Here is a 13,311-nt window from a genome sequence, read left to right on the forward strand (position 1 = left end):
AGATTCTGTTACTGGCTTGAACTATGATTGGAAAAATCCATTGAAATCACACTGTTTCAATTTTCAGATCGCTTTGGCTAAATCATGGTTAGGTTTCCCGTTATCAGCTCAGGTATTTTCTGTTAGAAAATCGGTTGCTAACGTAAACAGTGAAGCATTAAATACTGCTAACAATCACACTGTAGCAACTCCGACAAATATTAATACAAACAATGATATCACTGTTTTCCCGGGTGCAATTACAGACATTGGTCAGATGTGTAACAACAGATGGGGTACCTATCTGAAGCATGAAGATACTTATGGTAAGTTAAAACTGGCTGTATCATGGGGTTTCACAAAAGAGTGGGAAAATGTTGATGCATTATTCTCTAACAGAGGAAACAGTATTTCTTACTGGCACCAGACGAACTCATTCACTACATCACGTTTCACATACTTCCAGAAGTACGCCGGTCCATACCAAAGAAATACAAGTATCTACAGAAGGGTGTATGAATCTTTCGGTATTACAGATACAGTTGTTGATTATTTAAAGATGTATCAAACACTTAACCTGAACTTAGGTTACAAACTTAAGTTCATTGGTCGTGATTTGATCCTGAATAACTTTAACACATATAACTCTGTTACAGACGATAATTTCAATCCTATCCCTGTATTTACAGACAAAGCCTTCTTAAGAACATTCTACGAAGAGTTAATGGCATTCTACAGCCTGCATCCAAAAGTGACTGTTGTTACATTTGGTAGCGTTGAAACTGTAAAAGCAAACAATCGTGTTGAAAAGGCTTATACAACATCAGGAACTACTGCTGAAGGTATTCAGTACTCACCTGGCGATGTAATCAAAGACATCTATAATAATCCTATCTTAAGCACAACATCTGATAAAGGTGCAACAATTGACCAGTTCAGTTGGGGTTATGGTTTAGGACTTGATTATGATTTCTCAGGTAGAGCAGGTCTTTACGTAAGAAACAGATGGTTTGGTCATACAGACAAAAATTTCACTCTCGATAGATACAGAGGGATGGAAACTACAGTTGAATTAAAAATATTTTTCTAAAATATATATTAGTATAGATGTCAATAATGAGAACATTTGCTAAAAAAGTTCTAATACTAGCAGCAATGACTGCTGGTACGATGATGGTTTCAAACGCTCAGGTAGTGTATTGGAACGGATTAGGTCGTGCGTTGGTAACAGGAAGTTATCTTGGTGGAAATATTCTAAATGAAGATTTAGGTGCAACACCACCACAACAAAAGGATTTAAAATCTGCCAGAAAATCAACGGATGGTTATACCATTTTTGATTTGGGGGTGAATGCTCAGCCAAATGAGACACTAAGAGCCAGCGCTACATTGCGTTTGAAAAACAGCTTTGGTGGTTTCTATGGTGACGGATCACAGTTCTTGTTCCGTCAGTTAAAACTGGACGGGATTATTTCTAAAAGAGTTAAATACGAAATCGGTGATATCGATTTGGAGTTAAGTAAATATACGCTGCACAACTTCAGCGAAATTTACAACGACTATGAATCAGACATCCTTGCTCAAAGAAGAAGTGTAGTTGAATACGAAAACTTCAACTTCGGAAATAAATGGCGTTTACAAGGAGCTCATCTTGAAACAAGCTTACGTTTCAACCAAGGCATCGAAAAATTAGGTCTTCGTTTCTTTGCTACAAGAAACAGAAGATATGTTCCTTCAAGTGTACCGGATCGCTTCATGGTAGGTGGCCGTGCAGAGATTTTCCAAAGCAGAATGCTTCAGATAGGTGGTAACTACATTTACATCTTTGATGCTGCCGGAACAGTTTCTTCTCCATTATCTACAAATCAAAACCAGGTTGTAACCGGTGATTTGAAGTTTACACATTTTACAGACAAGGTTGATTATTCAGTGTATGGTGAAGCAGGAGCTTCTACAAACAAGTATAGCTATAAAGAAGCTGATACTGTTAGCACAAATGGTAATTTTTATGACGTAGGAGTTTCTGCAAAGTATAAGCCATTATTATTGAAATTGTATGTGAATTACAGAAATGTAAGCGAAAACTTCTTCAGTTCTGGTGCTCAGACAAGAAGAATCAATGATTACGGTACTGTAGATTTGTTCAGTCAGTTACAAAATGCTCCAGGTGTTGATCCTTTGAATTCAAGATCATCTGCGGCTATGGGGGGGGCTACCTTAATGGATTATGTAACAGACCAGGATTTACGTAACCTGAACCTGAAAAATTCATTAATGCAATACAATCCTGCATATAATAACATTACTCCTTACGGACAAGCTACTCCAAACCGTAAAGGTTTAACAATCGGCGGTTCTATCGGTAACAATGAAAAAGTAGTTAAAGCTGATTTTGCTGTTGATCTGATGTCTCAGGCGGTTGCTGATACAGCTGGTGCTTCAGCACGTAAATACACAGGTATCAAAGGTGGTGCTAGATTTAATGCACACAAAGTGTTGCGTTTTGAAAAGGATATCATTTTAACTGCAGGTATTCGTAATGAAAATACGCAAAGAACTGGTGTAAGTCCGGTAGATTTGAAATCAACATTAATTGATTTAGGTTTAACTGTAGAGGTTGTGAAAAACCTTGATATATTGGGTGGCGCTAAAATGATTAATGCAAAAGGGCATGAAAGTATATTCTTAAGAGATGAATATAACCGTATTGATACGACAAAGTCGTTTTATAATGTGGATTTAAGCCAATCTCAAACATTGCTTTCAGCAGGTGCAAGATACAGATTCAGCAAGAATACGTACTTCACGGTTAACTGGGTTAACCAGGCAGTTAAGTTCAAAGAAGCTTCTATGAGAAACTACCACATTAATCAGATCTTCTTTAACTATACAATGATATTCTAATTTTAATGTCCATTAAGACTATGAATAGATTAATAAAATTAGGTATTATTGCCACAGTAGCTTTAATTACGGTCTCTTGTAAGAAGAAAGACCTTAATGAAGGTGGCATGCCTAAAAATATAGCTGCGAGCAGTAACTTCACCTGTGGTACCTTGGATGCCCAGTTTGGAGGTTCACCAACAACCTCAATTGACTTATCCCTAGGTTTACCATTGGAATTTGCTGCAACGTTTAACGAAACTGTGAGTTGGAAGATCGTTTTGAGAGGGCAAACATCTACGGCGGTTAAAACAATTTCCGGAACTTCGTCTGTATTAAACGCTTCTAATGCAACCTGGATAGGAAATCACGATGAATTGTATTTCTTTGAAAGTGGTGAAAAAGTAAGTGCAGATTTGATTGTAAGCGGAAAAGCAGGCATTTGTTCTTCAGATACCGTTACGATTGTTAATGCAAGAAATTTCAGAGTTGTGACTCCAACGTTTATGTTGATTAATGGTGCTGCAACGTCAAACAATAGTGATTTTGAGCCAACAAATAACTCTAGTTATGCATCAACGTTTCCAACCTTGTTTAATATCGGAGGGGAAACAAAAGCAATTTTACAAGCAGATACCTTACGTGCTCCGGAAGGACAGTATTTACTTCGTATTATTGGAAAATCGACAGAACAGAATGGTTTCTTCGTAGGTGGTTTGCAAAGTAGAAGAAATTCTGCTGCTTCAACATATTTTTTCCCGACATCTTGGACGGATCCCGATAAGATATATCTGAATGTGTATGTACGTGGAATCAATGGTATGCCTTTTGATAAGGATGGTAATCAAGCAAAACCTTTTGCTACATTGAACTTTGAATGTCATGAAGATGATCGGGGTGATAACAGTACTGCAACAAATTGTGACTATTATGCTAAAAAACCAACAGGAACAGGAACAGATCATTTCTGCCCTTCTTCTGAAGATTCATGGGTGTTTAAAATTCCTGTGCAGCATACTGGCTGGAAATTATTCTCTTGTAAATACAGCGATTTACTTCCTTCTGAAGATTTTGCAAATGGTGGTTTTGGTAACAGAAAACTGGAGCCTCAAAAAGTTTGCAGAGTTCAATTGGGAATGGTTTCAAGTCCTCCGTTTAATACGGTTTCAATTGATCTGGATTTCGCTTGCTTTACCTATGGAGCTCCATTCGATCCGAAGAAATAACTTTAACAACATTTAAGAAATGAAATTCTTAGCTTCAATACTCTTGTTATTAGCTGTTACAGCAAAACAATGCGCCTCTTTTGAGTCGCAGGTTTTGGATGACAGTAATCAGATTGCCGTGATGGAAGACCCGGATGTGGGAACTCCTGCGTGTCAGTTTCAGAAAGGAACCATGGATGATTTCACCGGTGAAATCTATAGCTGGTGGGTTAGCAATGACCAGACTAAATTGTCTAAAGTTGGTGATACATTAAAAGTAGTTGGTAAAGACATCGGTTCTAAATGGGACTGCTTCGGTACTGAAACGGCTTTACTGGATTTCTCTCAGTGTTCTGTAATTAAAATGCGTTGCAGAGCTGAAGGTGAAAAGCCACCAACAGTTATTATTCACATGAAAGATATCAACCAGATGGATGCTAATGCGGATTCTCCGAAACAGCGTATCCACCTGGGGACTGAATACAAAGACTACTACTTTGATTTTACCGGTAAATGGAAGCAATCCTGGCCGGATAATCAAATCGTCGATGAAAAAATGATTCATGACTTTTTGATCTTTATCAATGGTGGTATGGCTGACTGGTCTGGTACTTTGTACATTGATTACATCAAGGTAGTATCAAAAGACGAATTACCTAAAGTTGTTGCTACTGCTGGTGGTATGGTGGATGATTTTCAGGATGAACTTTACTCCTGGTGGGTAGCAAACGAAAAATTGAACCTTGAGAAAAAAGGGGATATTATGTCGATTGAATGTACTGGTGTAGGTCCTGGTTATGAAACATTTGGTAGAGCAATCAACGAAATGGATTTCACAAAAGCTCAGATTGTTCGTGTTAAAGCGAGAGCTGAAGGCGCTGCCCCGGATTTGCGTATGGACTTTAAAGATAAAAACGGCCATATTACAAATGCCTCTCCATTGATCAAAAAGATTGAAGTATCTTCTGAATTTAAAAACTATTATTATAACTATTCCGGTAAGTATGCTCAAACATATCCTGACAACCAAACAGTTGATCCTTCAGGTATGCGAGATGTTATATTTTTTGTAAATCCGGGTGGTGAACCGTATACAGGTAAAATCTTCATTGATGAAATTGAAGTTATTACCGATAAACAATACCAGGAGCAAACTTCAGGTCAATAAAATTACAAATACGATGCTTTGATGAATTTTAAGGCATCGTATTTGTTTAATGTTACTTCATTATCAATTTGTGTCATTTAATTTAAACCCGAAAACATGGTTTCAATGTTAAAAATCAAATCGTTCGGCTTTACCGCAGTACTATTGTCAATTGCAAGTATTGTGTTTGCTCAGAATGCAACAAATAAGATTCGTTTAAATCAGGTTGGATTTTATCCATCAACTGAAAAAGTTGCTATCGTAACGGATTCTATAGCTCGTGAATTCTTTGTAATTAATGCTGCTACTAAAGAAAAAGTATACTCAGGAGAATTAAAACCAATGGGTATGTGGGAATATTCAGATGAGTATTCCAATAAAGCTGATTTTACTAAATTTAATAAAACAGGCAAATATTATATTTCTGTACCAGGAGTAGGAGATTCTTATCCATTTGAGATCTCAAACCAGGTAAATTTAACTATAGGTAAAGCTTCATTAGGCTTTCTTTACTACCAGCGTGCTTCTACAGCATTACCTGCACAATATGCCGGTAAATGGGCAAGAGCTGCGGGGCACCCGGATGATCAGGTGATTGTACATGCTTCTGCTGCTACAGCAACCAGACCTGAAGGTACTAAAATCAAATCATCTAAAGGATGGTATGATGCAGGGGATTACAATAAATATATTGTAAACTCCGGTATCAGTACATACACATTGATGGCATTGTATGAACAATACCCTAAATTCTTTGATACATTAAAGTTGAATATTCCGGAAAATACAAACAACATTCCGGATATTCTTGATGAGATTCGTTGGAACCTGGATTGGATGGTTACCATGCAGGACGAAGATGGTGGTGTATACCATAAATTGACCAATACCAACTTTGATGGTTCTGTAATGCCTGCTGATGCTACAAACGGCAGGTATGTAATTATGAAAACGACCGCTGCAACGTTAGATTTCGCTGCTGTTATGGCTGTAGCTTACAGAGTTTACAAAAAAACAGATAAAGCATTTTCTGATAAATGTTTGGAACAAAGTATTGCTGCATACAATTGGGCTAAAAAGAACAAAAATGTTATATATAACCAAGGAGTAATGAATCAGAAGTTCAATCCTGATATCAACACAGGGGCATATGACGATGGAAATGTGAGCGATGAATTTCAATGGGCTGCTATTGAATTATTCATAGCAACAAATAAATCCAGTTATGGAGAAGATGCAAATATTGAATTCACATTACGTACAGATTTTGAATTACCAAACTGGGCAAAAGTTAATACCTTAGGCTTGTACAGCATTATCCAGAACAGAGATTATTTGCCTGAAACATACGCTCCTACAGTTGAGCTTGTTAAAGATAAACTTCTTAGTATGGCAACTAAATTGCAAAAATACCAATCCGGTAAATCGGCATTTGAAATTGCAATGGGTATTAGCAACGGTAACTTTAACTGGGGAAGTAACTCAACGGCAGCTAACCAAGGCATGTTGTTAATGAACGCTTACAAATTATCCGGTGATGGAGCTTATTTAACAGCTGCAATATCTAACCTGGATTACCTGTTAGGACGTAACGGTACAGGCTACTGCTATATTTCTGGCTATGGAACAAAGCAGGTAATGAATCCGCACCATAGACCAAGTGAAGCTGATGGTGTTCTTGAACCTGTGCCGGGTATGTTGGCTGGTGGACCTAACCCTGGTCAGGAAGATGCCGGATATTGCCCTGGTAAATACACTACTAAATTACCGGCAAAATGTTACATCGACGAACAATGTAGTTATGCGACAAATGAGGTTGCAATTAACTGGAATTCGCCTATTTCTTTCTTAATTCTTTCAGTAGAAGCTACGAAAGGAAGAAAATAATTCCTGTGATTTTAAAAAAAACAATAAAAAAGGGGCGATAAGCCCCTTTTTTATTACTTCCAATAGACTGTATTTTTCAAATATCGTATACTAATAGTAAAACCAGTTATTTAATTTACTATGTTACGTTTCAAAAATATTATAGCAGCCAGTTTTATTTGTTTCTTTGGACTTTCGTCTCAGGCGCAATTGTTTTTGGAAGATTATGCATTATTTCCAGATCAATTTATACAGAAGAAGATCCACGACAACCCTGATATTGCTCAGTTTTATCCATTTATTGACGGGCACGGGAACTATCCTAATTTAAGTAATGCGAAAGAATTTCCTAAAAAAATTGCGTTGGTTTCATTTTACGTTTGGGATAATTCTATTGTTATAACCAATAAATCAGCATCAGAATACTGGGCACAAACAGGATGGGTAGATGCTGTTCGAGTAAATAAGTTATCTGCTTAATTATTGAGTTATTCAATAGAGTCTATTATTTCAAGTTTTGAATAATTAGGTTCAACATTGATTACACCAGAGAATTTTACTGCTGATCAAAAACGATTCTACGATTCAATGAATGTCCAGTATTCAAATTCATATAGAAAAAAAATATCTGACACCAGCAACTACGATCTTTGTACTTCAAATCCGTATAAATTTATAAAGTTGCCGAATAATAAACTTGATCCTGCATTTTCAAATTCATTTGCAGAGTTAGCAAAAAAACTAAATGTTGATGCTGTTATTATTATTGAAAACCAAATCTCAAATCCGGGATCATACGGTATCATAAATACAATTACGATGAATATGTATGGTTTTAATCCGGTTGAAACGGATGCATCTGCATTGCCGCAAAAAAAGCAATCCAAGTTTAATAATTTTATGTTGTACTCGTCTATAGAAATGGATTTGAATGCAATTGTTTCAGAATATGGCCAAAATAAAGAATTGATATATGAGAACTGTATTGGGTATGATCGATTACTGGATCTGATAATAGATAAACTTTATACATCTTATATGGATCGTACGAAAATAGCCCCTAAAAAAGCTTAAGCTTCGGCGCAGTTTTTACCAGCAATGTAACCGGTAGTCCAGGCCGCCTGGAAGTTGAAACCACCTGTGATACCATCGATATCCAGAGCTTCACCTGCAAAATACAAACCCTTGATGCGCTTTGCTTCAAGGGTTTTTTCATTAATATCTGCTAATGAAATTCCTCCACTGGTAACAAATTCTTCTTTGAAAGTAGTCTTTCCTGAGGCAGAAAGTTTGTATTTTTTTATGTAGGAAAATAAAAGCTGTAATTTTTTATTGCCAAGCTCTGCCCAGTTTTCAAATTCTCTTACTTCTGCCTGGTTGCAGAATAGTTCCCACAAACGTTTAGGTAATGAAAATGGAATTACATTCCGTACAAGTTTTTTCCCATTTTGCTCGCGGATGTTTTTTAAATCACCCTCAGAAATTTCGGGTTGATCAGCAAGCCAGTTGATTTGTACATCGAAGGTGTATTTTTTATCTGCAAGATCCCGGGCAGCAAATGCAGATAGTTTAAGTACGGCAGGACCGCTAATGCCCCAGTGGGTTATCAATAGAGGGCCTTTATAAGAGTAGTTTGTTTGAAGAATATTTACAGCTGCCGGATGAGATACTCCCATAAGATCTTTTAAAGGAGACCCCGGAATATTAAATGTAAATAAAGATGGAACAGGAGGGATGATTTGCAAATTTAATTTCTGAAGCCAATTGTAGTGGTGGGCTTGAGGATAGCCGCCGGTAGCCACAATAACTTTATCTGCAAAGAGCGGAGCAGGTTGATTTGCTGAAATAATATAAAATCCGTTTTCTTTTTTTTCTATTGAATCAACAGGGAATTTTGTACGTATTTCAATGTTGTGTTTGACAGCCTCACCCATGAGGCAATTGATAATGGTTTGAGAATTATCTGAAACCGGAAACATTCTCCCATCGGGTTCGGTTTTCAGTTTTACATTTCTTTTTTCAAACCATTCAATGGTGTTTTTATTGTTGAATGTTTTAAAGGCTTCCTGCAGAAGCTCTTTTCCTCGTGGGTAATTACCTGCAAAGTCTGCAATCGATTTGCATGCATTTGTTACATTGCATCTACCACCTCCAGAGACTTTGACTTTGGCAAGAAGCTTATCCGTTTTCTCAAATATAATGACCTTGTTTTTGGGATTAGAATCCGCGCAGGTAATCGCACTGAAAAAGCCAGCAGCACCACCGCCAATAACCGCAATAATCATCTTACCGTCTACGCTTTCTTTGACTCGTGTTTACGCCTAATACCCCAAATATTCCCCGTACAATTTCATGTACCAGTGTCCTGCCAACCTGCTTGGCAATTGGACTATTGATGGCCTCTTCAAAAGTACTTTTTTCAGGACGGGAACTTTTCCGGGGAGCCGCTTTCGTTTCTTCCGGTTCCGGTTCTTTTTCTTTTATAGCATATTTTTCATTCAGGATTTCATAAGCACTTTCCCGATCAACTTCCTTATTGTATTTGGAAACTAATTGAGAATTAGAAATGATTGAATCGATTTCACTTTCTGTTAAAATATCCATTCTGGATCTTGGAGCACAAAGTAATGTATGAGCCAGTGGAGCCGGAGTACCTTTTTCTGTTAAAACGGTAATGGCAGCCTCTCCAATACCCATAGAGGTTAACAACGTTTCCGTATCATAATATACAGAAAAAGGATAATTTTCTGAAGTCTGTTTAATTTGTTTGCGGTCAGCAGCTGTAAAGGCCCGAAGTGCATGCTGAACTTTAAGTCCTAATTGCCCTAATATCGATGCCGGAATATCCATCGGGTTTTGAGTACAAAAGAATATACCTACACCTTTAGATCGTATTAATTTGATAATCGTCTCAATTTGATTCAATAATGCATCTGAAGCTTCATTAAAGATTAAGTGTGATTCATCAATGAATAATACCAGTTTGGGTTTCTCCTGATCACCTACTTCCGGGAAGGTGCTGTAGATTTCAGACAAAAGACTTAGCATGAAAGTAGAGAAAAGTTTCGGACGATCCTGAATATCTGTAACCTTCATAATGGAAACATACCCCTTGCCGTTTTTGTCTTTTCGTACTAAATCATCAACTTCAAATGAATACTCACCAAAAAACAAATCCGCCCCTTGTTGTTCAAGTTCAATTACTTTTCTAAGAATGGTTGAAGTAGAAGTTGAAGAAATCTTTCCATATTCTTTTTCAATATTAGCCTTGCCCTCATTGGTAATAAACTGGAGCAAACGTTTAAAATCAGATAAGTCCAATAATGGAAGACGTTCATCATCACAATATTTAAAGATGAGAGAAACAATGCCACTTTGTGTATCATTCAAGCCCAGGATTTTTGAAAAAAGTACCGGACCAAATTCGGATATCGTAGCTCTGAGCCTGATTCCTTTTTCTTTTGAGATACTATATAGTTCAACCGGAAAAGACTGAGGTTCATATGGGATTCCTATTTTAGCCTGGCGCTCTTCAATTTTACTATTCGTTGTTCCGCTTGCCCCAATTCCACTTAAGTCACCTTTGATATCCATTAATAATGTTGGAATTCCTTTTAGTGATAAGGATTCTGCGATTGTCTGAAGCGTTTTTGTTTTCCCCGTACCGGTAGCACCGGCTATCATACCATGGCGGTTTAATGTTTTTAAAGGAAGTTTTATAGTAGCATTTGGTTGGTTTTCGCCATTCAGAAGGGCGTTTCCTAATACAATGAAGTCGCCGGTGGTAGCGTATTTAGTTTGAATTTCGTTGATGAATGCTTGGGAGTTGTTTGCCATACTATTTATATTAGTTATTGTAAAAATACTAATTTATTTATATTGAAAAAGAGCTGTATTAAAAATAAGATTTAATTGTATTTTTTTTATTGGTGTTGAATTTATTTTACTGATTTATAAGTATATAAGTTAGTTTGAATTAAATTATATTAGAATATTTGTAGAATTGTAAAACTTTTTAACTTACTTTGCAGTATAAACAAGAAATAAGAAAAGTTTTATTTATGGAAATCTTTGTAAGTAAAAAAACAAAAGGAATTAAAAGTCAAATTGCAAACTTAGTTGCAATCGCTAAACTAGATGGTAATTTTTCAGTAGCCGAAAAAAAATTAATTTTCGAATTAGGTGAAAAAAATGGTTTAAGTAACGACCGCGTTAAAGAAATTATACGCAGTGAGGATCCTATTAAATTTAAAGCGCCTGAAAACGATTCATTACGTTTCGACAGAGTATACGAATGTGTACAGATGGTTCTAATGGAAGGTGGCAATGAAGAAGAAAAAATTGATTTCTGTACTGAATTAGCAATCAAATTAGGTATCCGTATGGCTGTTGCCGGTGTACTTGTTAAAAAGATTGTTGATGGTATTAAATCTAATAAAACACATGAAGTATTAAAGAAAGAATCAGCTGATTTTCTTTCCTTCTAATTTCGAAACAGATAATTATTTAAAGAGTCCCGATAGCTATCGGGACTCTTTTTTTATAATTTAGAAAAGAGCGAGGTTAATTCACCACTTAAAGAAGAAAGTTTTGTCGATTGGGTACTATTTAATACACTACTGCTTAATTTTTTTATAAGCGCATTGACAATGGAAGTTTTTGCAGAAGCGATTTCCGCAGTACTTTTTGTAGAGGACTTTAGTTTTAAAAATTCATTTCCGGCTTCATCAACAGCTGTTTTTACAGCAAGTTTCTGTGTGGCTGACAATCCAAGGTTTGTTGTGAGGTAATTTATATATCTGTTGTGGTTGTTTCAGAAGAAATTACTGAATATGGAGCGTTGTCGTTTAAACTTGTACTGTTCACCTCAAGGGAAATAAGAACCAAGGCTGCTAAAAGTGCGTAAGTTACCTTTTTCATATGTAGTCGTATTTATATTGAATATTTTGTTTTTTTTATGAAATTACAATGTTCTTAAAGCTTTTCAATAACTAACCCGATGAAATATATGAAACATACCTTTACCATTTTATTCATTAGTCTGCAGGCATTTTGTGTACATGCGGCCGATGTTGCCATTACCATCCAGAATTTTGCTTTTAGTCCGGCTTCTGTAAATGTAAGTGTGGGTGATGTTATTACCTGGACGAATCTGGATGCTACTACGCACTCTGTAGTATCTACTTTAGTGCCCGGTAGCGCTGCTACGTTTACCTCACCAAATCTGGCGCAGAATGCGACCTTCAGCTATACCGTGACTGCTGAAGGAAGTTATGCATATAAATGCGGCATTCACTCTTCTATGACCGGTGCATTTACGGCTGCTGTACCAACGCCGGTTATAAAGCCAACATTAAACATACAGGCATTATATCCCAACCCTTCTAATTCAACCGTTACTATTGAATCTCCTGAAGAGATCAAAGCCATTGAAGTTTATTCTGCTACGGGCGTATTAATTAAAAAAGAAACTTTCTCGACGGTTCTGCCAACGCTGAATGTTAGTGAGCTGGAAAACGGAACATACGTACTTCGGATTATCAGCAATGATGATAAGTTTGATACCAGACGGTTTGTGAAAATGTAACAGTAAAAATGATAAAAATAAAAAAGGACCGATAGCTATCGGTCCTTTTTTATTTTACATAACAACATTGACTATTTTATTCGGAATGACAATGACTTTCTTCGGAGCTTTTCCTTCAAGCCATTTCTGAACAATTTCATTTGCTAAAACTTGTTGCTCAACTTCTGCTGCTGGCATATCAACCGGCAGATTCAACTTCGCACGCATTTTTCCATTGATGGAAACCGGATATTCGTGGTTGCTTTCTACCAGGAATTTTTCATCCCAGGTAGGGTATGTTGCTGTTGAAACAGATTCTGTATGTCCGAGTAACGACCATAGTTCTTCTGCAATATGCGGAGCCAAAGGTGAAAGCACAATGGTTAAAGGTTCAAGCACTGCGCGCTTGTTACATTTAAGTGCACCGAGTTCATTCACACAAATCATGAATGTACTCACCGGTGTGTTGAATGAGAAACGTTCAATATCTTCTTCAACACGTTTTAATGTTTTATGCAGTACTTTCAATTCTTCAGCGCTTGGTTCAGCATCACTAACCTTAAAGTTGCTTGTTGCATCATGGAACAAGCGCCAGAAGCGGTTCAGGAATTTGTAGACACCTTCAATACCATTTGTGTTCCATGGTTTGGATTGCTCCAACGGAC

13 protein-coding genes and 1 pseudogene are annotated in these 13,311 nt (G+C 36.8%); 9 read left to right on the forward strand and 5 right to left on the reverse strand.

Translation table 11 applies throughout. From position 1 onward, the window contains the following. From ACTHJT_RS01270 to ACTHJT_RS01300, 7 genes and pseudogenes are all read left to right on the forward strand, one after another. Nucleotides 1–1,069 (forward strand): annotated as a pseudogene (locus ACTHJT_RS01270) (CHU_1276 family cellulose-binding protein); the annotation flags it as partial. A gap of 26 nt (nucleotides 1,070–1,095) precedes the next feature. Beyond that, on the forward strand, nucleotides 1,096–2,883 hold the full coding sequence (locus tag ACTHJT_RS01275) for a CHU_1277 family cellulose-binding protein (RefSeq protein ID WP_440235804.1): 1,788 nt from the start codon (nucleotides 1,096–1,098) through the stop codon (nucleotides 2,881–2,883). A 20-nt stretch (nucleotides 2,884–2,903) separates the two neighbouring features. Then, on the forward strand, nucleotides 2,904–4,088 hold the full coding sequence (locus tag ACTHJT_RS01280) for a hypothetical protein (RefSeq protein ID WP_440235806.1): 1,185 nt from the start codon (nucleotides 2,904–2,906) through the stop codon (nucleotides 4,086–4,088). A gap of 19 nt (nucleotides 4,089–4,107) precedes the next feature. After that, nucleotides 4,108–5,235 carry a CHU_1279 family cellulose-binding protein gene (locus ACTHJT_RS01285; protein WP_440235807.1) on the forward strand — a complete coding sequence of 376 codons (1,128 nt, stop codon included), beginning with the start codon at nucleotides 4,108–4,110 and terminating at the stop codon, nucleotides 5,233–5,235. A 105-nt stretch (nucleotides 5,236–5,340) separates the two neighbouring features. Next, on the forward strand, nucleotides 5,341–7,101 hold the full coding sequence (cel9C, locus tag ACTHJT_RS01290; RefSeq protein ID WP_440235808.1) for a calcium-dependent endoglucanase Cel9C: 1,761 nt from the start codon (nucleotides 5,341–5,343) through the stop codon (nucleotides 7,099–7,101). Nucleotides 7,102–7,221: 120 nt separating this feature from the next. Beyond that, nucleotides 7,222–7,560, forward strand: a complete 339-nt coding sequence (locus ACTHJT_RS01295) for a hypothetical protein (protein WP_440235809.1) — start codon at nucleotides 7,222–7,224, stop codon at nucleotides 7,558–7,560. A 57-nt stretch (nucleotides 7,561–7,617) separates the two neighbouring features. Next, the gene (locus ACTHJT_RS01300) at nucleotides 7,618–8,154 is read left to right on the forward strand and encodes a hypothetical protein (RefSeq protein WP_440235810.1); all 537 of its coding nucleotides are present in this window, start codon (nucleotides 7,618–7,620) and stop codon (nucleotides 8,152–8,154) included. Here the strand turns inward: ACTHJT_RS01300 and ACTHJT_RS01305 are convergent. Next, nucleotides 8,151–9,365 carry an NAD(P)/FAD-dependent oxidoreductase gene (locus tag ACTHJT_RS01305; RefSeq protein WP_440235812.1) on the reverse strand — a complete coding sequence of 405 codons (1,215 nt, stop codon included), beginning with the start codon at nucleotides 9,363–9,365 and terminating at the stop codon, nucleotides 8,151–8,153. The two genes, ACTHJT_RS01300 and ACTHJT_RS01305, sit on opposite strands and share 4 nt — an antisense overlap. 1 nt (nucleotide 9,366) lies before the next feature. Next, nucleotides 9,367–10,917 carry a helicase HerA-like domain-containing protein gene (locus ACTHJT_RS01310; RefSeq protein WP_440235814.1) on the reverse strand — a complete coding sequence of 517 codons (1,551 nt, stop codon included), beginning with the start codon at nucleotides 10,915–10,917 and terminating at the stop codon, nucleotides 9,367–9,369. Nucleotides 10,918–11,141: 224 nt separating this feature from the next. Between ACTHJT_RS01310 and ACTHJT_RS01315 the strand changes: the two genes are divergently transcribed. Further along, a complete protein-coding gene (locus tag ACTHJT_RS01315) occupies nucleotides 11,142–11,567 on the forward strand; it encodes a hypothetical protein (protein WP_440235816.1) in 426 nt (141 codons plus the stop codon). Nucleotides 11,568–11,620: 53 nt separating this feature from the next. On the opposite strand, the gene ACTHJT_RS01320 is transcribed toward ACTHJT_RS01315, so the two are convergent. Beyond that, the gene (locus ACTHJT_RS01320; protein ID WP_440235818.1) at nucleotides 11,621–11,848 is read right to left on the reverse strand and encodes a hypothetical protein; all 228 of its coding nucleotides are present in this window, start codon (nucleotides 11,846–11,848) and stop codon (nucleotides 11,621–11,623) included. Between the two features lie 23 nt (nucleotides 11,849–11,871). Then, nucleotides 11,872–12,000, reverse strand: coding sequence for a hypothetical protein (locus ACTHJT_RS01325; protein WP_440235820.1), 129 nt, complete (start codon nucleotides 11,998–12,000; stop codon nucleotides 11,872–11,874). 88 nt (nucleotides 12,001–12,088) lie between these two features. Here ACTHJT_RS01325 and ACTHJT_RS01330 point away from each other — a divergent pair, with 88 nt between their 5' ends. After that, on the forward strand, nucleotides 12,089–12,667 hold the full coding sequence (locus tag ACTHJT_RS01330) for a T9SS type A sorting domain-containing protein (protein WP_440235822.1): 579 nt from the start codon (nucleotides 12,089–12,091) through the stop codon (nucleotides 12,665–12,667). Nucleotides 12,668–12,721: 54 nt separating this feature from the next. Here the strand turns inward: ACTHJT_RS01330 and ACTHJT_RS01335 are convergent. Beyond that, the coding region (locus tag ACTHJT_RS01335) for a class I tRNA ligase family protein (RefSeq protein ID WP_440235823.1) at nucleotides 12,722–13,311 on the reverse strand (590 nt) is incomplete at its 5' end.

Origin of the sequence: Cytophaga sp. (assembly GCF_051961495.1) — a bacterium.
In the GTDB taxonomy this organism is placed as follows: Bacteria; Bacteroidota; Bacteroidia; order Cytophagales; family Cytophagaceae; genus Cytophaga.